Annotated in this window: 22 protein-coding genes; 12 read left to right on the top strand and 10 right to left on the bottom strand. The window is 69.4% G+C overall.

Annotation, left to right across the window (positions count from 1 at the left end; translation table 11 throughout):
* Positions 1–16: 16 nt before the first annotated feature.
* Positions 17–820, top strand: coding sequence for a molybdate ABC transporter permease subunit (gene modB / locus NF4_RS13775; protein WP_157120315.1), 804 nt, complete (start codon positions 17–19; stop codon positions 818–820).
* Entirely contained in the window at positions 817–1,866 is a 1,050-nt protein-coding gene (locus NF4_RS13780; RefSeq protein WP_063127741.1) for an ABC transporter ATP-binding protein, read from the top strand. Before modB ends, NF4_RS13780 begins: the two co-directional genes overlap by 4 nt.
* Before the next feature lie 110 nt (positions 1,867–1,976).
* Here the strand turns inward: NF4_RS13780 and NF4_RS13785 are convergent, their stop codons facing one another.
* Entirely contained in the window at positions 1,977–2,387 is a 411-nt protein-coding gene (locus NF4_RS13785) for a hypothetical protein (RefSeq protein WP_063127742.1), read from the bottom strand.
* A 122-nt stretch (positions 2,388–2,509) separates the two neighbouring features.
* On the opposite strand from NF4_RS13785, the gene NF4_RS13790 reads away from it, so the two are divergent.
* From NF4_RS13790 to NF4_RS13800, 3 genes are all read left to right on the top strand, one after another.
* Positions 2,510–3,340 carry a helix-turn-helix domain-containing protein gene (locus NF4_RS13790; protein ID WP_063127743.1) on the top strand — a complete coding sequence of 277 codons (831 nt, stop codon included), beginning with the start codon at positions 2,510–2,512 and terminating at the stop codon, positions 3,338–3,340.
* Positions 3,341–3,531: 191 nt separating this feature from the next.
* On the top strand, positions 3,532–3,795 hold the full coding sequence (locus NF4_RS13795; RefSeq protein WP_063127744.1) for a type II toxin-antitoxin system Phd/YefM family antitoxin: 264 nt from the start codon (positions 3,532–3,534) through the stop codon (positions 3,793–3,795).
* A 14-nt stretch (positions 3,796–3,809) separates the two neighbouring features.
* The gene (locus tag NF4_RS13800) at positions 3,810–4,085 is read left to right on the top strand and encodes a Txe/YoeB family addiction module toxin (RefSeq protein ID WP_063127745.1); all 276 of its coding nucleotides are present in this window, start codon (positions 3,810–3,812) and stop codon (positions 4,083–4,085) included.
* Between the two features lie 138 nt (positions 4,086–4,223).
* On the opposite strand, the gene NF4_RS13805 is transcribed toward NF4_RS13800, so the two are convergent.
* The 4 genes from NF4_RS13805 to cobC form a co-directional block, all read right to left on the bottom strand.
* Positions 4,224–5,384, bottom strand: coding sequence for a bifunctional RNase H/acid phosphatase (locus tag NF4_RS13805; RefSeq protein WP_063127746.1), 1,161 nt, complete (start codon positions 5,382–5,384; stop codon positions 4,224–4,226).
* Positions 5,385–5,431: 47 nt separating this feature from the next.
* Complete coding sequence (locus tag NF4_RS13810; protein WP_063127747.1) at positions 5,432–6,169, bottom strand: zinc ribbon domain-containing protein; 738 nt, start codon at positions 6,167–6,169, stop codon at positions 5,432–5,434.
* A gap of 115 nt (positions 6,170–6,284) precedes the next feature.
* Positions 6,285–7,406: a Nif3-like dinuclear metal center hexameric protein gene (locus tag NF4_RS13815; protein ID WP_063127748.1), complete on the bottom strand. Its 1,122-nt coding sequence runs from the start codon at positions 7,404–7,406 to the stop codon at positions 6,285–6,287.
* Between the two features lie 97 nt (positions 7,407–7,503).
* Positions 7,504–8,547 carry an Rv2231c family histidinol phosphate aminotransferase CobC gene (gene cobC, locus NF4_RS13820; RefSeq protein WP_063127749.1) on the bottom strand — a complete coding sequence of 348 codons (1,044 nt, stop codon included), beginning with the start codon at positions 8,545–8,547 and terminating at the stop codon, positions 7,504–7,506.
* Positions 8,548–8,590: 43 nt separating this feature from the next.
* Here cobC and NF4_RS13825 point away from each other — a divergent pair, with 43 nt between their 5' ends.
* Positions 8,591–9,097 carry a low molecular weight protein-tyrosine-phosphatase gene (locus tag NF4_RS13825; RefSeq protein ID WP_063127750.1) on the top strand — a complete coding sequence of 169 codons (507 nt, stop codon included), beginning with the start codon at positions 8,591–8,593 and terminating at the stop codon, positions 9,095–9,097.
* Positions 9,097–9,966, top strand: coding sequence for an SURF1 family cytochrome oxidase biogenesis protein (locus NF4_RS13830; RefSeq protein WP_063127751.1), 870 nt, complete (start codon positions 9,097–9,099; stop codon positions 9,964–9,966). The genes NF4_RS13825 and NF4_RS13830 overlap by 1 nt, the downstream gene beginning before the upstream one ends.
* A gap of 45 nt (positions 9,967–10,011) precedes the next feature.
* On the opposite strand, the gene NF4_RS13835 is transcribed toward NF4_RS13830, so the two are convergent.
* The gene (locus NF4_RS13835) at positions 10,012–10,965 is read right to left on the bottom strand and encodes a cobalamin biosynthesis protein (RefSeq protein WP_063127816.1); all 954 of its coding nucleotides are present in this window, start codon (positions 10,963–10,965) and stop codon (positions 10,012–10,014) included.
* 220 nt (positions 10,966–11,185) lie between these two features.
* Here NF4_RS13835 and sigJ point away from each other — a divergent pair, with 220 nt between their 5' ends.
* The 4 genes from sigJ to NF4_RS13855 all read left to right on the top strand — a co-directional run bounded on the left by sigJ (position 11,186) and on the right by NF4_RS13855 (position 13,745).
* Positions 11,186–12,118: an RNA polymerase sigma factor SigJ gene (gene sigJ, locus NF4_RS13840; RefSeq protein WP_063127752.1), complete on the top strand. Its 933-nt coding sequence runs from the start codon at positions 11,186–11,188 to the stop codon at positions 12,116–12,118.
* Positions 12,119–12,185: 67 nt separating this feature from the next.
* On the top strand, positions 12,186–12,701 hold the full coding sequence (locus NF4_RS13845; RefSeq protein ID WP_063127753.1) for a gamma carbonic anhydrase family protein: 516 nt from the start codon (positions 12,186–12,188) through the stop codon (positions 12,699–12,701).
* Between the two features lie 175 nt (positions 12,702–12,876).
* Complete coding sequence (locus NF4_RS13850) at positions 12,877–13,062, top strand: hypothetical protein (RefSeq protein ID WP_030524034.1); 186 nt, start codon at positions 12,877–12,879, stop codon at positions 13,060–13,062.
* 65 nt (positions 13,063–13,127) lie between these two features.
* Positions 13,128–13,745 carry a TetR/AcrR family transcriptional regulator gene (locus NF4_RS13855; RefSeq protein WP_063127754.1) on the top strand — a complete coding sequence of 206 codons (618 nt, stop codon included), beginning with the start codon at positions 13,128–13,130 and terminating at the stop codon, positions 13,743–13,745.
* A 6-nt stretch (positions 13,746–13,751) separates the two neighbouring features.
* On the opposite strand, the gene NF4_RS13860 is transcribed toward NF4_RS13855, so the two are convergent.
* On the bottom strand, positions 13,752–15,587 hold the full coding sequence (locus tag NF4_RS13860) for an Eco57I restriction-modification methylase domain-containing protein (RefSeq protein ID WP_063127755.1): 1,836 nt from the start codon (positions 15,585–15,587) through the stop codon (positions 13,752–13,754).
* 574 nt (positions 15,588–16,161) lie between these two features.
* Between NF4_RS13860 and NF4_RS13870 the strand changes: the two genes are divergently transcribed.
* Complete coding sequence (locus tag NF4_RS13870; protein ID WP_157120294.1) at positions 16,162–17,250, top strand: DEAD/DEAH box helicase family protein; 1,089 nt, start codon at positions 16,162–16,164, stop codon at positions 17,248–17,250.
* A 241-nt stretch (positions 17,251–17,491) separates the two neighbouring features.
* Here NF4_RS13870 and NF4_RS13875 read toward each other — a convergent pair whose 3' ends face one another.
* From NF4_RS13875 to acpM, 3 genes are all read right to left on the bottom strand, one after another.
* Positions 17,492–18,925: an acyl-CoA carboxylase subunit beta gene (locus NF4_RS13875; protein WP_063127758.1), complete on the bottom strand. Its 1,434-nt coding sequence runs from the start codon at positions 18,923–18,925 to the stop codon at positions 17,492–17,494.
* Positions 18,926–19,048: 123 nt separating this feature from the next.
* Entirely contained in the window at positions 19,049–20,299 is a 1,251-nt protein-coding gene (locus tag NF4_RS13880; protein ID WP_063127759.1) for a KasA/KasB family beta-ketoacyl-ACP synthase, read from the bottom strand.
* Positions 20,300–20,309: 10 nt separating this feature from the next.
* On the bottom strand, positions 20,310–20,612 hold the full coding sequence (acpM, locus tag NF4_RS13885) for a meromycolate extension acyl carrier protein AcpM (RefSeq protein WP_063127760.1): 303 nt from the start codon (positions 20,610–20,612) through the stop codon (positions 20,310–20,312).
* Positions 20,613–20,734: the final 122 nt, after the last annotated feature.

Below are 20,734 nucleotides of genomic sequence, written 5' to 3' on the forward strand. Positions count from 1 at the left end.
GCGCCGGGCGACGGCACTGCGCCGGCGCCGGGCGGTCCGGGGCCGGCGGCCGATCGTCCTGGTCGCGCCCGCGCTGCTGGGACTGGTGTTCCTGATCGTCCCGCTGGCCGGGCTGTTGGTCCGGGCACCGTGGCGGGATCTGCCCGAACGGTTGGTCTCCGCGGAGGTGGGGCAGGCGCTGCGTCTCTCGCTGGTGTGCGCGAGCTCGGCCACCGTGCTGTGCCTGGTGCTGGGTATCCCATTGGCCTGGCTGCTGGCCCGCGGCGATCTGCCCGGCCGCGGCCTGGTGCGAGCGCTGGTCACTGTGCCCCTGGTACTGCCACCGGTGGTCGGCGGGGTGGCGCTGCTGCTGGTACTCGGCCGCCGTGGGCTGGTCGGCCGGTACCTCTACGACTGGTTCGGGGTGGCACTACCCTTCACCACCGCGGCGGTGGTGGTGGCGGAGGCGTTCGTGGCGATGCCCTTCCTGGTGATCTCGGTGGAGGGCGCGCTGCGCGGGACCGATCCCCGCTACGAGGAGGCCGCGGCGACGCTGGGCGCCTCCCGCTGGTTGACCTTCCGCCGCGTGACGCTGCCCTCGATCCTGCCCGGTGTGGTGGCCGGGACGGTGCTCTGCTGGGCGCGGGCGCTGGGCGAATTCGGCGCCACCATCACATTCGCCGGTAACTTCCCGGGCACGACCACCACCATGCCGCTGGCGGTCTACCTGGCGCTGGAAACCGACCCGGCCGCGGCGATCGTGCTCAGTCTGGTGCTGCTGCTGGTCTCGGTGGTGGTGCTCGCCGCGCTACGGGAACGCTGGCTGCGGGGAGTGCTGTGACGCTGACGGCCGAACTGCGGGTGACCCGCGGTGATTTCGCACTGGATCTTGACCTGCGACTCGCCCCCGGCGAGGTCGTCGCCCTGCTCGGCCCCAACGGCGCCGGGAAGACCACCGCCCTGCGTGCCCTGGCGGGACTCACCCCGCTCACGGCCGGAACGATCCGGCTCGACGACCGGATATGGGATGCGCCGCCGGGAGCGTTCGTACCACCCGAGCACCGTTCGGTGGGGGTGGTGTTCCAGGATTATCTGCTCTTCGCCCACCTCGACGCACTGGAGAACGTGGCCTTCGGGCTGCGCGCTCGCGGGCTGCGCCGGGCCGCCGCCCGGGCACGGGCCGCGCACTGGCTGCACCGGGTGGGTCTGGCCGAGCATACCGGCGCCCGGCCCCGGGCCCTGTCCGGTGGTCAGGCCCAGCGGGTCGCGCTGGCCCGCGCCCTGGCCGTCGAACCGGAGCTGCTGCTGCTGGACGAGCCGCTGGCGGCGCTGGACGCGGCGACCCGGGTCCGGGTGCGGTCCGAACTGTCCCACCACCTCGGCGACTACCCCGGCCATACCCTGCTGGTCACCCACGATCCGCTCGACGCCATGGTGCTCGCGGACCGGCTCGTCATCGTGGAGGGCGGGGTGGTGGTCCAGCAGGGGCCACCCGGTGAAGTGGCCCGGCGGCCCCGCTCCGACTATGTCGCGGACCTGGTGGGACTCAACCTGTTCCGGGGGACCGCGGCGGGGACCGTGGTCCGGCTGGCCGGCGGCGGTGAGCTCACCGTCGCCGAACCGGCCACCGGCCCGGTGCATCTCACCTTCGCGCCGTCCGCGGTCGGCCTGCACCCGCAGCGGCCCGCCGGCAGTCCGCGCAACACCTGGCCGGTGACGGTGGCCGGTCTCGAACAGCACGCCCACACGGTGCGGGTCCGGCTAGACGGGGCGATTCCGGCGCTGGCCGATATCACCCCCGCCACCGTGGCGGATCTGCGTATCCGGCCGGGATCGGAATTGTGGGCGGCGCTGAAGGCTACCGAGATCCACTGCTATCCGGCCTGACCCACGGGGGCACCAAGGAGGCCCCGCGCTGCCACCGGACGCATAGACCTCGTCGGCGTCCCCGATGGGGACCGGGCGCATGCGTTCGTCGAGCACCTGGGCCCGCACGGTCACCCGGTGATCCGCCGCAGACCGGTGTACTCCAGCACCGCGAACACCGCGACGACGAACGCGCCGGTCAGGACGAACGCCACGCCGGCACCGGTGAGCTCGAGCAGGCCGGAGAACGGCAGGGCGAGCAGCCCCAGCACACAGAGCGAGTTGAACGCGACCACCCCCGTCGCATGCCGCGACGAGATGACCGGATAACCGGCGATGAGCAGCAGAACCAACGCGCCACCGAGCATGGCGACACCGAATGGGACCGACGACGAGGTCGGGAAGCCCAGGGGGTCTCGCAGCGGTACGGCGCCGGCGAGCATCAGGACACCGAAGGCTCCGGTGCCCCAGCCGTCGAGGCGCAGGGTGCGGCGCAGCAGGTCGCCGGAAGTCGCGGGTGCGGACAGGGTCGCGGTGGTCATGATCGTCTGCCTCTCGGATCAGCACTGACTGTTGCGTCCCCGACTGTGCCGCCGGACGGTCAGCGGTTCAATGACCTCCGAGGTCATGGTCACCGCGTCCCGGCCCTCGATACGCTCACGATATGGAGGTGCGTGTGAGCGGGAGCCCGTCGCGGGTCGGTGCCCTGGTGCGGGAATGGCGGCAACGGCGGCGGCTGAGCCAGCTGGATCTGGCACTGGCGGCGGGTACCTCGGCCCGGCATCTGTCGTGTGTGGAGACCGGACGCTCGGCGCCGAGCCGGGAGATGGTGCTGCGCCTGTCGCAGACGCTGGACGTGCCGCTGCGGGAACGCAATACGCTGCTGGTCGCCGCCGGATTCGCGCCCGCCTACCAGGAGAGCAGTCTCGACGACGCCCATCTCGCCTCGGCTCGGGCGGCCCTGGAGCATATGCTCACCGCCCACGAGCCCTATCCCGCGGTGGCGGTCGATCGCTGGTGGGACGTGGTCACCGCCAATTCGGCACTGGCGGTGCTCACCGACGGCGTGCCCCTCCGCCTGCTGGCCGACCGGCCGAACGTCTATCGGCTGGTCCTGCATCCGGAGGGCCTCGCCGCCCGGCTCGCCAACCCCCGCCAGGTGCGCGAACAGTTGCTGGAACGGCTGGCCCGGCAGGCCGGCACCACCGGCGACCCCCGGTTGCGCGACCTCTTCGACGAGGTCAGCGGCTATCCGCCGGTCTACTCCGACCTCGAGGAGACCGACGGTACCGATTCCGGCCCGTTCCAGGTCCCGATCCGGGTGCGCACCCCGCACGGTGAGCTCTCACTGTTCGGCACCATGGCCACCTTCGGCGCGCCCGCGGACGTGACGTTGTCGGAGCTGGCGGTCGAATTCTTCTACCCGCTCGACGAGTTCACGGCAGAATTCCTCCGGGACCGGGCCGGTGCGCTCACGGCGGGTGCCCTCGGCTGAGGATGCGACCGCATCGCGGGCGGCGCCACCCTGACCCGCCGGAGTTTTCCGCCGACGACAGCATGAGAACCACGTGCGTGCACCAAAAAGACGCATCCGGCCCCCGCCCTACGCGTCACTCCACCAGCCTACTGACAGAAAACGGTACATAAGTGGTACGCTATCCAGTACATCTACCACGGAGTTACGCCATGGAAGCAATCACCACTACGGAAGCGCGAAAGAACCTGTTCAATATCGTCGGCCGGGTCGTTGCCGATCACGATGCCGTCGAGGTAGTGAGCAAGAGCGGGAACGTCGTCATTCTGTCGAAAGACGACTACGACGCGATGGTCGAAACCCAGTACCTCATGGCTTCGCCCGCCAACGCTATTCGCCTCTTGCGCAGTCTCGAGGCCGTGCAGCGCGGTGAGTACTCCGAACGGGATCTGAGCGAGTTCGACTTGGACCTGTAAGGAGAAATACCGCAATGAGGATCGCCTTTACCGATGAAGGCTGGGAAGACTTCATGTATTGGGCGCTCAAAGAACGTAAGCAGCTCAAACGCATCGGGAATCTGATCACCGACATCACACGCGATCCTTATGGGGGAATCGGCAAACCCGAGCGGTTGAAGTACTTCGCCGCCAACGTCTGGTCCCGCCGTATCGACGCGGAGCATCGGCTTGTCTATGCCATCGTCACCGACGATGACGAGACCACGGTGGTCGTGATGCAAGCGCGCTACCACTATGGCAACAAATAGGAGCGGGGAAGGAGACCCGGCCCGCTGACGGTCACGGGCCAGGTCCGCCTCGTGACCCTCCGGCCGGTTGAGCTCAGGCACCAACTGCGCACGAGCCGCTGCGCTACCGGCCGACACCCGCCCGATCCGTCGGGCGGCTCAGAGATAGCTCGTATCGTTGACCAGCCGCACCGACGAACCACCGTCCGGGTAGAACTCCGCGAGCGAGAGCGATGCCAGGTCCAGGTGCAGGCGGTACAGCAGCGACGGCCCGACTCCCAGCGCCAGCTGTAGCAGCGTTTTGATCGGCGTCACATGGCTGACCACAACGACATTCGCTCCGGGATACCGCGCGACGAGGTCGCGGCGCACCGCTTCCACCCGTTCCCGGACCGTGTCGAAGCTTTCGCCGCCGGGGGCCGGCAACGACGGATCGCCCAGCCAGCGGGCGTGCAGCTCCGGATCGCGTTCGGCGGCCTCCCGGAAGGTCAGCCCCTCCCAGTCGCCGAAATCGGTTTCGGTGAGACCGTCGACGACCCGTACCTCGATACCGAGTGCCGCGCCGGCCGCCTCGGCGGTTTCCCGGGCCCGGCCCAGCGGTGAGGTCACAATCGCGGAGATACCGCCCTTGGCGGCCAGCATTTTCGCCGCCCGGGCCGCCTGTTCCCGGCCCACCGCGGTCAGCGGCGGGTTGCCGCGACCGGAATAGCGCCGCTGCACCGACAGCTCGGTCTGGCCGTGCCGCAACAGCAGCAGCCTGGTCGGGCGACCGGCCGCACCGGTCCAGCCGGGGCCGGGCCCGGACAGGCGGGCCGACGCGCTCTGCGAATCCGCGACCGGGTCGGCGGCCGACGCGGGGGCGGCCGATCGTGCCGTGGCCGGATCCGCCGCATGGACCTCGGCGACCAGTTTGCCGTCGTCCATGGCCTCGTTGGCCAGCCGGTCGGCGTGGGAGTTCTCGGCGCGCGGTATCCAGCGGTAGGTCACCCGGTCGAAATCCGCGGCCAGCCGCCGCGCGCGATCGGCGAGCGGAATCAGCGCCGCGTGCTTGACCTTCCAGCGACCCGACATCTGCTCGACCACGAGTTTGGAGTCCATCCGCACCGCGACCACCCGGGCCCCGAGTTCGGCGGCCGCTTCCAGTCCGGCGATCAGCCCGCGGTACTCCGCGACATTGTTGGTCGTGACGCCCAGGGCCTCCCGGCGTTCGGCGAGCACTCCCACCCGGTCCGCGTCGAACACCACCGCCCCGTAACCGGCCGGGCCCGGGTTACCCCGGGATCCCCCGTCGGCCTCGACGATGACCTCGCGCACGCTCATTTCGGCCTCCCGCTCCCGCTACTCGGACTCCGCTGTCCGGCGCGGTCTCACAATCCGGATTCCTTGGTCCGCACCAGCACCGCGCCGCATTCCGGACAGCGCACCACCTGATCGGGTGCGGTTTTCGTGATCCGGGCGATCTCGCCGCGGTCCAGTTCGATCCGGCAGGCGCCGCAGCGGCGGGCCTGTAGCAGCGCCGCGCCGATACCGTGCGCGGCGCGCTGCCGGTCGTAGAGGGCCAGCAGATCTTCCGGAAACATGCCGACCAGATTCGCGCGATCGGTTTCGCAGCGTTGCTGGGCGACGTCGAGATCGGCGAGTGCCTCGTCGCGGCGGCCGCGGGCGGCGGCGAGTTCGGTCTCGGTGCGGTCCAGCCGGGCGCCGGCGTGTTCGTGGTCGGCGGCGGAGGCCTCGCGGCGTTCCATCACCTCGAGCAGATCGTCCTCGAGCACCGATCGGCGCCGTTCCAGGCTCGCCAGCTCGTGCTGCAGTTCGGACAGCTGTTTCGCGCCCACCGAACCCGCCTCCAGGACGCCGCGGTCGCGGTCCTCGCGTTTGCGGACGGCCTCGATCTCACCCTCGAGCTTGCGGATATCGCGGTCGAGATCGTCCAGCACGATCTCCACGGCCACGGCCGCGTCCTTGTGCGTGTTGCGTTCGGCCTCGAACCGGTCGACCTCCTGCTGTTCGGGGAGGACGCTGCGCCGGTGCGCGATCCGGGTCAGTTCGGTGTCGACCTCGGCGAGACGCAGCAGTTTGGCCTGGATCGATGGTTCGACATTCAACGCGAACGAACTCCCTGCACGCTGTGGACGGATAAGAACGTCCACCGTACTCCGCGCGGCGGCGCCGGTGTCGCCGACCGGTCCGAACCCGCTCTCGCGTCCTCGGGCGCCGCGGTCAGCCGCCGCAACCGACCGTCCACGGATCGGTGCGCACGGTGGAAACCCGTGTCTCCAGATTTGGGAGCCCGTCCCGGACCACCGCGGCAGCCTGCGCGCACCAGGGGAACTCGGTCGCCCAGTGCGCCGCGTCGATCAGCGCGGGACTCGACCGGCGCAGATGCTCGTCGGCGGGGTGGTGGCGTAGGTCGGCGGTGAGGTACGCGTCGACGCCGCGGCGGGCGGCGGTATCGAGCAGGGAGTCACCCGCCCCACCGCAGACCGCCACGGTGCGCAGTATCCGGTCGGGGTCGCCGGCGGCCCGCACCCCCCAGGTCGTCGCCGGCAGGGCGGCGGCGGCGCGGGCGGTGAACTCGCGCAGCGTCAGCGGTTCGGCGAGCGTACCGATCCGGCCCAGGCCCTGGTGTCCGGTGAGCGCGGCCCGTTCGGTCACGTGGTAGGCGGGCTCCTCGTAGGGATGCGCCGACCGCAACGCCGCGAGCACCGCGGCCCGGCTTCCGGCGGGGGCGACCACCTCCAGCCGGTCCTCTGTCACCCGGGCCAATTCGCCGATCGCGCCGACTGCCGGGTTCGCGCCGTCCAGCGGCCGGAACTGACCGGTCCCGGTGACCCGCCAGGCGGCCTCCCGATAGTCGCCGGAGCCGCCCGCGCCCGCGGCGAACAGCGCCGCCAGCACCGCGTCGGCCTGCTCCGGCGGCACCTGGACGGTCCACTTGTCCACCGCCGCCACCGGTTTCGGGTCCAGCGGGCCCGTCACCGTCAGACCGAGTGCCGCGGCCAGGGCGTCGGAGACGCCGGGGTCGGCGGAATCGGCGTTCGTATGCGCGGTGAACAGGGCGCAGCCCGCGCGGATCAGCCGATGCACCAGCGCGCCCTTGGGCCGGTCGGCCGAGACACTGTCGACACCTCGCAGCAGCAGCGGATGGTGGGCCACCACCGCCTGGGCGCCCCACTGCACCGCCTCGTCCACCACGGCGGCGGTGACATCGACGGCGAAGAGCACCCGCCGCACGGCCTCCGTGGGATCCCCGCAGACCAGACCCACCGAATCCCACGGTTCGGCCAGCCGCGGCGGATAGGCCGTCTCCAGCGTCGCGACGAGTTCGGCAAGGGTGGCCACGGCGCACCTTTCTCTCGGGAGTCCTCGGGTGAGTCGGCGACAATCATGTCGCGCGCACGCGGATCCGGCGCGGTGGACCGCCCACCGGCACCGGACGCTAGACCAGACGCCCGGCGTTTCCGAGTGCCGCCACCAGGCGTTCGACATCGGCCGGCGGCCGGACGGCCACCCGCACATGCTCCGGCCCCAGGCCCGGGAAGGTATCGCCGCGCCGCACCGCGATCCCGTGCCGGCGCAGGTATTCGCGCAGGATCTCCCCGTGTTCCACCTCGAGCAGCAGGAACGGCGCGTCCGCCGGGGTCTGCACCGCCACCCCGGCGCCGAGCAGTCGCTCGATCATCGCCGCGCGGTCCCCGCCGATCTCCAGCGCCCGCGCCGCACTCTCCGCGAGGGCACGCGGCGCGGCGGTGGCGGCGATCGCGGCGAGCTGCAGCGTGCCCACCGGCCAGTGCGCCCGGCCCCGGACCAATTGCCGCAGCACCTCGGGCGCGCCGAGCAGGTAGCCGCACCGCAACCCGGCCAGCGCCCAGGTCTTGGTGAGGCTGCGCAAGACCAGCAGCCCCTCCCCCGCTTCCCCGGCCAGCGACTCCGTTTCCCCGGGCACCGCGTCCATGAAGGCCTCGTCCACCACCACGACCCGCCCCGGGCGCAGCAGCGCGCGCACGACGTCGGCCGGGTGCAGCACGGAGGTCGGGTTGGTGGGGTTGCCGAGCACCACCAGGTCCGCCTCTTCCGGGACCAGGGCGGGATCCAGGGCGTAGGGCGGTTCCAGCAGCACCCGGTGCACCGGTACCCCGGCCTCGCGCAGGGCGAGTTCGGGCTCGGTGAACGACGGGTGCACCACCGCCGCCAGCCGGGGTGACAGCCGCGGCAGCAGCGCGAACCCTTCCGCCCCACCGGCCAGGGGCAGCACCTGATCGGCGGCGAGCCCGTGCCGGGCCGCCACGACTTCCCGGGCGTGCCGCTCGTCGGCGGCGGCGGGGTACCGGCCGAGCGAGTCCAGGGCGGCGACCAGCCGGTCGCGTAGCCAGCGGGGGGGCGCGGTGCCCTGGACGTTCACCGCGAAATCGAGCAGACCCGGCTGGGCTTCCACATCACCGTGATGACGCAGCCCGGCGAAATCAATATGTTCGGTGAGCATGAGACGCACCCTACGTGGCGCGCGGGCCGGCCGACCCGCCAGAATGGCTGTCGTGGGTGAGCTGCACATATCGTTCGTCTGTACCGGCAACATCTGCCGATCGCCGATGGCGGAGAAGATCCTGCTGGCACATCTGTCCCGGGCCGGGCTCGACGACCGGGTACGGGTCAGCAGTGCGGGCACCCACGACTGGCATACCGGGTCCGACGCCGACCCGCGCACCACCGAGACCCTGCGCCGCCACGGCTACCCCACCGGGCACCGGGCCGCCGGGTTCGGTGCCGAGCACACCGACGCCGACCTCGTCGTCGCCATGACCGCCGAACACGACCGTCACCTGGCCGTCCGCGGGATCCCACTCGAACGCCGCCGCCTGCTGCGCAGTTTCGACCCGCACGCCGACGGCACCGATGTGCCGGACCCGTACTACGGCGACACGGCCGGATTCGAGCTCGTCCGCGAGCAGATCGAGGCCGCGGTCCCGGGCCTGCTCGCCTGGGTCCACGCCGCGCTCGCCGCCAGAGCGCCGGTGACCGGTGGTGCGGCCTGATGCGCCGCCTCGCCTTCCTGCTGCGTCCCGGCTGGCTGATCCTGGCCGCGCTGGTGGTCGCGTTCGCGTACCTGTGTTTCACCGTGCTGGCCCCCTGGCAGCTCGGCAAGAACGAGTCCACCTCCGAACGCAACCAGCTGATCGCCGATTCGGTGCACGCCGATCCGGTGGCGGTCACCGCGATTCTCGACGGCACGGCGGCGGAGGCGGCCACGGAATGGCGGAAGGTCTTCGCCGAGGGCAGCTACGTACCCGATTCGACCGTGCTGGTCCGCTTGCGGCATCTCGACGGCGCACCCGGTTTCGGTGTGCTGTCCGCGTTCACCCTCACCGACGGCCGCACCCTGCTCGTGGACCGCGGTCTGGTGGCAGCGGTCGACGGCTCGCAGGCGCCGCCGATCGACCCCGCGCCGTCCGGCGTACAACGGATCGAGGGCCGGATCCGGGTCTCGGAGAACGTCGACCCGGAGCGCGCGCCCGCCGTCCAGGACGGTGCCCCGCACGTCTATTCCATCGACGTCCCGCAGGAGACCACGGTCCTCGGACTTCCGCTGACCCCGCTTCCGGTGGGTGAGCGCGGCTCCTACCTCCAGCTGTCGCAGGACCAGCCGGGCGCGTTCACTCCGGTACCGCTGCCCCAGCTCGACGCCGGGCCCTACCTCTCCTACGGGTTGCAATGGCTGGCGTTCGGCATCATGGCGCCGCTGGGTCTGGGCTATTTCGCCTGGGCCGAGATCCGCGAACGGCGTAAGCAGCGGCCCGCGGCGAAGGCCGCACCCGAGCCCGGCGAGCCGCGGTCGGCCGACTCCGAACAGCCGGTCACCACCGAGGTCCGCCTGGCCGATCGATACGGCCGCACCCGCCCCTGATACCCGGGCAGTCGAGGTCTCGGTGGCGAGATCGATGCCGGCGGGTTATCCGGCCCGAACCCGGGTGCGCCGGGCACGTAGCCGATCCCACAGCACCGCGACCGCTGCCGCCGAAACCACCGCCGCGTACTGCACGAGTTCGGACAACCGCACCGCGCGCCGCAAATCGCCGACCGTGGGCGCCGGCCCCGCACCCAGCTCCGGCCGCTGCTCGACCCCGTGCCGGTATTCGGTCCGCCCACCGAGGCGCACCCCGAGCGCCCCGGCCGCCGCCGCTTCCACCACCCCGGCATTCGGACTCGGATGCTTTCCGGCATCCCGTCGCCAGGTCCGCAGTACCATGCCGGGCCGGCCGCCGACCAGCGGCGCCACCAGCGCCGTGAGCAGCCCGGTCGCCCGGGCGGGCAACAGATTCGCCAGATCGTCCACGCGGGCGGCCGCCCACCCGAACCGCCGGTAGCGCTGGTTGCGGTAGCCGATCATGGCGTCGAGGGTGTTCACCGCCCGATAGCCGAGCAGTCCGGGAACACCGGCCACCGCGCCCCACAGCAGTGGCGCGACCGCGGCGTCGGAGGTGTTCTCGGCGATCGATTCCAGGGCTGCCCGGGCCAGGCCGTCCGCGTCCAGCGCCGCCGGATCGCGGCCGCACAGGGCGGGCAGCAGTTCACGGGCGGCGGCGAGATCCCCGGCTTCGAGCCGGTCGGCCATCAGCTGTCCGGTCCGCGCCAGGCTGCGGCCCCCGAGCACCGTCCAGGTCGCCGCCGCCACCGGTACGGCGCCACCCCGGCGCAGCGCCGCGCCCAGGCCGACCACGGACCCCACGAGCAGCAGTTCGTGTACCACCCCCGCCCGGCGATGGTCGGCATAGGTCATCGTCTCCACCGACGCGGCCACCAGCCCGAACCCCGCCACCGGATGCCCGCGCCGCGGGTCCCCGACCGCCCGATCGATGGCGAACCCGATCAGCAGACCCGCCGCGGTCGAAACACCTCTGCGCACCGGGTGAGCGTATCCAGCACCGGCCGCCCGGCCGTGCCGGGGACGGAATTCCCCCGAACGGTATGCGCGCCGGCAGAGGCAGCCGGCGCGGCCGGATACGGTCGTCACCGCACCACCGCCGGCGACCGGGACGCACCGATGTCACAGATCGGGCGCGCCCGTCGTCGACTCGGCGAGACCATTGCCCGCCCGCCGGGCATCGACCGAACGGGGAACCGCAGTGACCGACCGAGAAGATTCCGCCGAGCTGGCCCGGCGTTTCGAAGAACTGCGCCCGTACCTGCGCCGTCTCGCCTACAGCACCCTCGGCAGCCTCAGCGACGCCGACGATGTGGTGCAGGAGGCGTGGCTGCGGCTGCAGCGGCAGCAGGAGTCCGGCGGCGTACCCATCGACAATCTGCAGGCGTGGCTGACCACGGTCACCGGCCGCCTGGCCCTCGATCAGCTCGGTTCGGCGCGGATGCGGCGCGAACAGTACGTGGGTGAGTGGCTACCCGAACCCACCGTGACCGACTGGGAGGATCCCGCGGATCGGATCTCCCAGGACGAACGGGTCACCATGGCGCTGCTGGTGGTCCTGGAATCGCTCTCCCCGGCCGAACGCACCGCGTTCGTCCTGCAGGATGTGTTCGGCATGTCGGGCCCGGAGGTCGCCGAGGTGGTGGGCCGCACCCCCGCCGCGGTCCGGCAGCTCGCCTCGCGCGCCCGCAAACGGGTCGAGGACGGGACTCCGCGCTTCCCCGCGTCCCCGGACGAACAGGAAAAGGTGGTCTCGGCCTTCGCGGTGGCCTGGCGGTCCGGCGATATGAGTGCGCTGCTCGGCGTACTCGACGACCGGGTGACTCTCACCGCCGACGGTGGCGGCAAGGTACCCGCCATTCGTAAACCGGTCGCAGGTGCCGAGATCATCGCCAAGATGCTGCTCGGCTGGTACAACGTCCCGGCCGCGGCGGGCGGCTGGGGCCGGACCATCGAGGTCAACGGAATGCCCGGGCTGCTGGTGTTCGACGGTCAGCACCACGGGGTGTTCTCCTTCACCGTCGACGACGGCCGGATCACCGCCATCCATGTCGTCCGTAATCCGGACAAGCTGCGGGACCTGCCCGCCGATGCCGGGCCCGAATGGATTCTGCGTGACTCCGGCGAGAGCTGAGGCCGCCGAGGGCACACCTTCTCCACCGCCTCGCCGGTCACCGGAACGGGCGGGTTAGGTTGCGTATATGAGGATCGAAGTCAGTGGCCACCGGCCCGAGATAGACGAGACCGCCTGGATCGCGCCCACTGCGAACGTGATCGGCCGGGTGAAGCTCGGGGCCCAGGTCAGTATCTGGTACAACGCGGTCCTGCGCGGTGACACCGAACTGATCACCGTCGGCGAGCGCAGCAATATCCAGGACGGCTGCGTACTGCACGCCGACCCGGGCTTCCCGGCGACCGTGGGCGCCGGGGTCTCGGTCGGGCACAACGCGATCCTGCACGGATGCACGGTCGAGGACGACTGCCTGATCGGGATGGGCGCGACCGTATTGAACGGCGCAGTGATCGGCCGGGGCAGCCTGATCGCGGCCAATGCGCTGATCCCCGAGGGCGCGCAGATTCCGCCGGGTTCGCTGGTGGCCGGTGTGCCGGGCAAGGTCCGCCGCGAACTCACCGCGGAGCAGCAGCGCGGGGTGGAGCTCAATGCCATGGTGTATCTGCACCATATGTCCGAGCATCGGTTGGCGAAAGAGATCTGATCGCGGGCGCCATCCGGACACGTTATTGGACAAGCGTCCAGTAGGTGCCTGCTACCATGTAACAACGTATCCGGGGAGACGGGTTGACCCGAAACCCGCTGTCCTGCAAGGCGTCGGCATTTCGGGCGACCCGTCCAGGTGGGCACGGCGAGGTGCCCGGCAGGAGGTATGACGGGTGGCGTGCGAGCAGTCCGAGACGCGCCGGTCGGCCGGGCGGGTGAGCGTGGCGGATATCGCCGCGCAGCCAGGAGGTATCGAGGCGCTGCGACGCAGAGTCCACGAACTGCGTTCCAGGGGAGTCGATTTCGCGGCCAACGCGATCGAGCACGAGATGGCCGAACTCGATTTGCCGCGGGAGTGATACCCGGCACGAAACCAACGCGCAGGTCACCCGGTGCATCCGGTGTCGGATAAGGTGTGAGGACCATGTCGCCCGTACCGCCGATTCTGCAACGCATCCTGGCCGAGCCACCCGCCGACAGCGGGAAAGTGCTCGACAGCGCGCTCTCGGCGTTCCTGGACTTCGGCATCAAACGCACCAGCATGGGCGAGATCGCCCGCCGCGCCGGTATCAGTCCCGCGACCCTCTACCGCCGCTTCGAATCCAAGAACGACCTGGTCGAAGCGGTCACCGTCCGGGAGGCGCAGCGTTTCGTCACCAAGATCGACAACCGGGTGCGCACGGTGGCCGGCTCCGAGGATCAGCTCGTGGAGATCTTCGTCGCCTTCATCTCCGCCATCGCCGGCAACCCGCTGCTGATCCGGCTGCTGCGCACCGAACCCGATCTCGTACTGCCCCGGCTCACCACCGAAGCCGGCCCCATCCTGGCCGTCGGCCGCACCTATCTGGCCGCGAAACTGCGGGAACTGCACGACAGCGGCAATGATTTCGACCCGGACCTGGTCGCCGAGATCATGGCTCGGCTGGCGCTGTCGCTGGCACTCACGCCCGACGGTCTGATCCCCATCCAGGATGAGGCCGCCGGCCGTGAATTCGCCCGCCGCACCCTGCTGCCCATGGTCGCCTGGCACAGCCCGAACTGATCCGGGTCACCAGGCGAACGCCCGGTTCACCAGCTCGTCCAATTCCGCCTGCCCCGCCACGCCGGGCTCCGGTTCCGCGGCCAGTTCCCGCACCCGGCGCACGATCGCGAGCGCGGCCGGGGTCCCCGGATCCGGGAGCGGTAACCGGGACACGTACTGGGTGATCCAGCGCCGCCGTCCCGAATAGAGCCGGTTACCGCAGACCGCGTCGTAATAGCGCAGTCCCAGCGACGAGTTCGCGACACCCATCATCAGGCAGGCCATATTCTCGGCGCCGGCGTCGCCGCCCAGGTCTGCCAGCGAAATCCAGTAGCAGTCACCGTTGACCACCGCACCGGATCGGTCCAGCGCGAAACGGGCCCGGTCGCTGATATCCGGGAACACCACCTTTGGAGTCCGCCACAGATGCGGCCGCTGCGGCACCCAGTGCTCGAACCATTCCCGGCCTGCCCCGGTGAGATAACCTCGCGCCGCCAGGACCTCCCGATGCTGCTCCAGGTAGGCCGCGGTCCGCGGATACCGCGCCAAATCCACCGGCACCCGGCGTGTCCGCGTGAGGTCGTACGGATACAGCACCCGGGTCCGGCGGATCCGATCGATCTGCCACGGCCGCAGATCGTGATGGGTGATGAGGTCGCGCAGCAGCTCCGGTTCGGCCGCCGGATCACCCCAGTGCGCCGCGATGAAAACCTTGTCCGCATTGGTCTTGATTCCTACCCGGATACGTCCCAGGTCCCCGAAGGTGCGCCACATCCGCTCGGTGACCCCGCGCAACCAGTCGTCGTGCCCTACTCGCGACATCCGCCACCCCACCGCGGACGCCGCCGCGCCGGGCTCGGTCGCCAGCTCTCCCACCGTCACCGCAAAGCGGCGACCCTGCCGCCACACCATCGCATCGGCGCTTCCGGTCAGGGCCGCGAACAGCTCCCGCTCACCGTCCACGGCTGCCGGGCATCCGACGGGTCCGCCGCCGACTCCGCGCGATCCGCTTCCGGCGGGCCCGGCCACCGTCGCCCGTTCCTCCCGGGTCGTGCCGGCCGAACCCCACTCGCCAGGCCGCGCGGAGCCCCGGGTCCCCACGGTCGGTGCCGAGCCGGCCACGCCCCTGATTTCCCTGACCGGTGCGGCACCGGCCTCCTCCTCATAGACCGATACGTACCGGCAGTACCCACGCGTCCCGCCGCGCACGGCAATCGTCACCGCCGGCAGTACCGCCGCTTCGAACAGCTTGGTATCCCCCAGGTCGTACAGTTCCACCGGCATCAGATCGGCCAGCAGCACCTCTCGCAGATTCGCGCCCGCCTTCGTGGTGAGAAAACGATTGGCGCACAGCAGGCCCAGCACCGCGCCCGGCGCCATCAATCGCGGCAGCGCCGCGACGAACGGATGGGTGAGATCGATCCGGCCCCGCAACCCGAACTGCCCGCGCAGTGCCAGCGCCGCCTCCCCACCTAACTGCTGAGTGCGCACATACGGCGGATTCGCGATCACCGCATCGAACGATTCGGCGGGCATACCCGCGTAATCGGCCAGGAAGTCCCGCTTCCGCCATTCCGCCCCGATCCCCGATTCCGCGGCCCGCTGCCGAGCCAGCGCCAACCCATCCGGGTCCAGGTCGTAACCCACCAGCTCGACCGGAATCCCCGGCAGCCGGTCGGCCAACGCGTCTTTGATAGCGAATAACAACTCCCCGGAACCGCATGCCGGATCGAGGACCCGCACGGACCCCGAGGCGCCGATCCGCGCCGCCACCCGGCCCGCCAGAAAACCCGCAAGCGCGGCCGGGGTGTAGTGCCGGCCATGACGCTTACGCTCGCGAGCCCCCGCTCCATCGCGTCCCATCTGCGCATTGTCGTCGACAGAGCCGGGCGGCGGACGACTTCGCGCTATTCGACGCCGCCTCCGGCGTGGCGGGAGCCGCACAGCGGCAGCACCACCCCGAGCCCGCCGCAGCGACGGTATCGTGTGAAATCGTCGACGGCGGGCGACCCAGCGGCACCGCCATCGACCGCGCCGACCAGCCCGAGCCGGCCCTCACGAGATCTCTTCGCGCGCCGAAACATCCACGCCGACACGGCCATCCACGCCGTGATGCAGTGACCGACCGAGCTCGGGGTCGAATCCGGACCGACTGCCGGGCAGTCGCGAAAGCCCACGGGGTGCCATCCCGGCGTGCATCCCTCAACAGGATGTCCGACCTTGAATTCCGGGATGGATTTCGGGAAGATCCGGGGATGTCGCGCACCAGCACCGCCCGGATCGGCTGCGCCAGGGTGTCCGGCCGATCGCAGGATCGCCACCTCCAACGCGACGCACTGGCAGCGGCCGACTCCGCGAGATCATCCTGGAGACCGCAGCACGCGTGGCGACCGGCCATCAATCGAAGAATTCGAACTGCGGCCGAAGTCGCCACCGTATGAGATCAACTACCCGCGAGATCCTTCGTCAGATCGCCGACACTCTGGGAATAGAAGCGCAGAAAGTCTGCGAAATCATCACTGCCGACTATCGAGGTGAGATCGTTCACCCTCTCCGAAAGGGCTGCAACCTAATAGTCGGTACGGATTTTCCGTTTCCGGGTCGTCTGATCAGTTGGACTACCGGTGTCGGCCCTCGACCCTTCGCAGAAGAGAATTTGGAGAGAATAGCCGAGCTCCGAAAGTTCGCCGAGTGGCAGGCCGACACCGCCAACGGAACGGTTGGTCGTCTGACTGCTTTGGATAGAAACCCGACAGCGGAGGACTGGGCAACCGAGTACTTTCGCGTACAGAAATCGCGAATCGAATACAATGTCGAGAGCGCCAGCACCGTCCTCAATCGATATTTATCAGAGGACCTGATCACAGACGAAGACCCGAACTATGACTGGTTCGGGAACAATATTCTCCGCCACAACGCTGAATGGGACGGCAAAAATAAGGGCTGGCTAGGAGGGGAGCCTTCGCTCAGAAGTATTATCTACGACAAGACTGCTGAACGAGTTTTGAAGCGATTCCGTACCGAGGAAGTAGCCGGGGACGAGCTGCAGAATATGGTACGCCTGTCTGATGGCACAGAGGTCCCTGGCAATCGGCTCCTCAAAGATGAGAGCGCCAAACGGGCTGCAGTGGCCATGAAGGAACGCGCCGCCGATCACGGGGTCGATGTCAGCAAATGGGAAATTCCCACAGACAAGGAAGCTATTACGATTACGGCGACCGCGGACGCCAGGAGACGGATACTCCAGGATGCATTCGAGCAACTTGCCCAACCCGGTGAACTCACCCCCGGAAAATGGGCTGACGTAGCCTATAAGCTTTATCAGTCTCCGCAGACGAAGGCCGGCTCCGATTCGGTGATCCGAACTTTTCTCGTCGGTGCCGCCGAGTACCGTATGGGTCGGGTACCGGTTTTTCCGCACGATATCGACCTGCGTGCGTACACGATGAATCAATCGGACTTCGTCAAGTGTGTCGTAGAGGGCACGTTCGAGCGCTTGCTCCTGCCCTCCGGCATCGGAGTGTGAACGGCCCACAACAGCGAATCGTTTCCCGGACCCGGCGCATATCTCGTGCGCGAATTCGTAATGTGTTTTTGCCGATATACGGGGCGACATGCAGCCGGGCCACCATGCTCGGATGGCGGCGGGCGGTCACCGGGTACCGCCAGTTGGCCGAGGCGAACGCAGCCGGCGACGCGGTGTCGTCGGCGGGCGCGGCATCGGGATGGAGTCGTGCCGTTGGGCATTTGCTCCAGGTATTCGGCCTTTACAACGGGATGTTCTTGTGGTGGCTCGGTCGCGAGGGGGCCGCCGCCAGTGCGGCAGCGATCTTGCTGCGGGTGTGGGCCGGGTCGATGACCTCGTCGACCACCCCGATCGACACCGCCCGCTCCACACCACCGGCAATCGCTTCGTGTTCGGCGGTGAGCCGTTCGTGCAATGCTTGGCGCTCTTCCTCCGGTACAGCGGCCAGCGCCTTCTTGTGGAGAATGCCGACGGCAGCCTTCGCGCCCATCACCGCGACCTCCGACCCCGGCCAGGCGTAGACCGCGGTGGCGCCCAGGGAGCGGGCGTTCATGGCGATGTAGGCGCCGCCGTAGATCTTGCGGGTGACCAGCGTGACCCGCGGGACCCGGGCTTCGGCGAAGGCGTGCAGCAGTTTGGCGCCGCGGCGAACCACGCCGTCCCATTCCTGGCCGACGCCGGGCAGGTAGCCGGGGACGTCGGTGATGACGACCAGTGGGATACCGAAGGCGTCGCAGAGGCGGACGAACCGGGCGGCTTTCTCGGCGCTCTTGGAGTCCAGGCAGCCGCCCAGCCGCAGCGGGTTGTTGGCGAGGACACCGACGGTGCGTCCGGCCAGGCGGCCGAGGCCGGTCACCATGGAGCGGGCGTAGCCGCCCTGGAGTTCTTCGAAGCTGGATTCGCCGTCGACATTGTCGAGGAGTTCGTGCACCAGCGGTTTGACGTCGTAGGCGCGTTTGGCCGAGGCCGGCAGCATGGCCTGCAGGTCGACATTGCCGTGCTCGGCGGCGACGAGGTCGAATTCGCCTTGTTCGGCGAACATCGAGACCAGGCGGCGGGCGCGGTGTACGGCGTCGGCTTCGTCGTCGGCGACGATATGGGTGACGCCGGATTTCTTGCCGTGGGTTTCCGGGCCGCCGAGGGTGGCCATATCGACCTGTTCGCCGGTGACGCTGCGCACCACATCGGGGCCTGTCACGAAAACGCGGCCCTCGGGGGCCATGATCACGATATCGGTGAGCGCGGGGCCGTAGGCGGCGCCGCCGGCCGCGAACCCGAGTACCACCGAGATCTGGGGGACCCGGCCGGAGGCGCGGACCATGGCCTCGAAGACCAGGCCGACCGCGTGCAGGGCCTCCACACCTTCGGCGAGCCGGGCACCACCGGAATGCCACAGCCCGACCACCGGCGCGCCGGAATCGATGGCGGTGTCGATCGCGTCGACGATATGCCGGCAGCCCTCCACGCCCATCGCGCCGCCCATCACGGTGGCGTCGGAGCAGTATGCGACGGTGCGGACGCCGTCGACCTCACCGACGGCCGCGAGCACACCCGACTTGTCGCGCGCATGCAGCGGCAGCACCGTTCCGGGGTCGAAGAAGCGTTGGAGCCGCCCGAGGGGATCACGCGGATCGGTCGCAGTGTCCTGATGGCGGGCCGGAGCGATAGTGGTCATCGCGTTCTCTCCTCGAAAGTGTGCGCCCGAAACGCGGGCCACTTGGTGTCGAAGCCCGGACGGGGCCGCCCGGAAGAACCCGGCGGCCCCGTCTATGGGTCGTCGAACAGTTCGGGCGGACCGTCAGGCCCGGCCGAAGGCGAGCGCGACATTGTGCCCACCGAAACCGAACGAATTGTTGATCGCGTACTCGATCTCCTGGCGCCGGGCTTCGCCCTTCACCACATCGAGGTCGATCTCAGGATCCTGGTTCTCCAGGTTCAGGGTGGGCGGCACGATACCGTCCCGGATGGCCAGCACGGTGAGCACGGACTCCAGCGCGCCGACGGCGCCGATGGAATGTCCGAGCGCCGATTTGGGCGCGTAGACCGAGGCGTGGTTGCCGACGGCCTTGTTGATCGCCTTCGCCTCGGCGGTGTCACCGATGGGGGTGGCGGTGGCGTGGGCGTTGATATGGGTGATGTCCTGCTTGGACAGACCCGCGGTCTGCATGGCCCGGGTCATGGCCCGGGCGGCGCCCGTGCCCTCGGGGTCCGGCGCGACCAGGTGGAAACCGTCGGAGGTGATACCGGCGCCCAGCAGCCGGGCGTGGATGGTGGCACCACGCGCCTTGGCGTGCTCCTCGGTTTCGATGACCATGAGCGCGCCGGCCTCGCCGAAGACGAAGCCGTCGCGGTCGGAGTCGAAGGGACGCGAAGCGCCCTTCGGGTCGTCGTTGCGGGTGCTCATCGCGCGCATCATCGTGAACGCGGCGATCGGCACGGCGTCGATGAAACCTTCGACGCCGCCGGTGACGACGATATCGGCATCGCCCATGACGATCATGCGCCACGCGTTGGCGATACCTTCCGAGCCCGACGAACACGCCGAGACCGGAGTGACCACTCCTGCCCGGGCCTGCAGCTCGAGACCGACGACGGCGGACGGCCCGTTCGGCATGACCATCTGAACAGCGAGCGGTGAGATCTTGCGATATCCGCCGTTCTTCAGTTTGTCGACCGAATCGATGAGCGCGTCACCGCCACCTAGTCCAGTGCCGATGGCCACACCCAGCCGATCCGGATCGACTTCCGGGCTGCCCGCATTACGCCAGACCTCGCGGCCGAGCACGGTCGCGAGCTGCTCGACGTAGGCCATCCGGCGGATCTCGACCCGGCTCAGCAGGCTGTCGGGACGAACTTTCAGATGGCCGCCGATGCGGACCGGTAGGTCGTATTCCTCGATGAAGGAATCCTCGAGAACGTCGATACCGCTCTCGCCGTTGAGGAGACCCTTCCACGTCGCATCGACGTCACCCGCGATCGACGTGGACGCCGCCAGGCTTGTGACGACGACGTTCGGGAAGTTCCCGTTCAAGGTGGAAGGAGTGGTCACGGTGTCGGCCCTACTCGGCGTTGTCGAACTTGGCCTTGAGCTCGGCGGCGGCGTCGGAGTTCTCCGCCTCGAGCTTCTGGATGTAGGCGACGGCGTCGCCGACGGTCTTCAGGCTGGCCAGATCCTCGTCCGGGATCTTGACCCCGTACTTGTCCTCGGTCTGGACCGCGATCTCGACCATGGACAGCGAGTCGATGTCCAGGTCATCGACGAAGGACTTCTCGACGGTCACCTCGGAGGGTTCGATACCCGTAACCTCTTCGATGATCTTGCCGAGTTCCTCGACGATTTGTTCCTGGGTCAGAGCGGCCACTTCGTGGCTCCCTTCTAATTTTCTCGTGTAGGGCTCTACATATTTCTTCGGGCCGAGACGACGCACGGTTACGACGCTCGGTGCCGTGCTCCCGTCGAGGGTTCGTCGGAAACACGGCCGTA

Source organism: Nocardia fusca NBRC 14340 (genome assembly GCF_001618425.1).
GTDB lineage: Bacteria > Actinomycetota > Actinomycetes > Mycobacteriales > Mycobacteriaceae > Nocardia > Nocardia fusca.

Bases quoted from the DNA above. Each gene is read 5' to 3' on its own strand.
- NF4_RS13785 (WP_063127742.1), bottom strand. From the start codon at position 2,387: ATGACCACCGCGACCCTGTCCGCACCCGCGACTTCCGGCGACCTGCTG.
- NF4_RS13790 (WP_063127743.1), top strand. From the start codon at position 2,510: ATGGAGGTGCGTGTGAGCGGGAGCCCGTCGCGGGTCGGTGCCCTGGTG.
- NF4_RS13795 (WP_063127744.1), top strand. From the start codon at position 3,532: ATGGAAGCAATCACCACTACGGAAGCGCGAAAGAACCTGTTCAATATC.
- NF4_RS13800 (WP_063127745.1), top strand. From the start codon at position 3,810: ATGAGGATCGCCTTTACCGATGAAGGCTGGGAAGACTTCATGTATTGG.
- NF4_RS13805 (WP_063127746.1), bottom strand. From the start codon at position 5,384: ATGAGCGTGCGCGAGGTCATCGTCGAGGCCGACGGGGGATCCCGGGGT.
- cobC (WP_063127749.1), bottom strand. From the start codon at position 8,547: ATGCTCACCGAACATATTGATTTCGCCGGGCTGCGTCATCACGGTGAT.
- NF4_RS13825 (WP_063127750.1), top strand. From the start codon at position 8,591: ATGGCTGTCGTGGGTGAGCTGCACATATCGTTCGTCTGTACCGGCAAC.
- NF4_RS13830 (WP_063127751.1), top strand. From the start codon at position 9,097: ATGCGCCGCCTCGCCTTCCTGCTGCGTCCCGGCTGGCTGATCCTGGCC.
- NF4_RS13845 (WP_063127753.1), top strand. From the start codon at position 12,186: ATGAGGATCGAAGTCAGTGGCCACCGGCCCGAGATAGACGAGACCGCC.
- NF4_RS13855 (WP_063127754.1), top strand. From the start codon at position 13,128: ATGTCGCCCGTACCGCCGATTCTGCAACGCATCCTGGCCGAGCCACCC.
- NF4_RS13860 (WP_063127755.1), bottom strand. From the start codon at position 15,587: ATGGGACGCGATGGAGCGGGGGCTCGCGAGCGTAAGCGTCATGGCCGG.
- NF4_RS13870 (WP_157120294.1), top strand. From the start codon at position 16,162: ATGAGATCAACTACCCGCGAGATCCTTCGTCAGATCGCCGACACTCTG.
- NF4_RS13875 (WP_063127758.1), bottom strand. From the start codon at position 18,925: ATGACCACTATCGCTCCGGCCCGCCATCAGGACACTGCGACCGATCCG.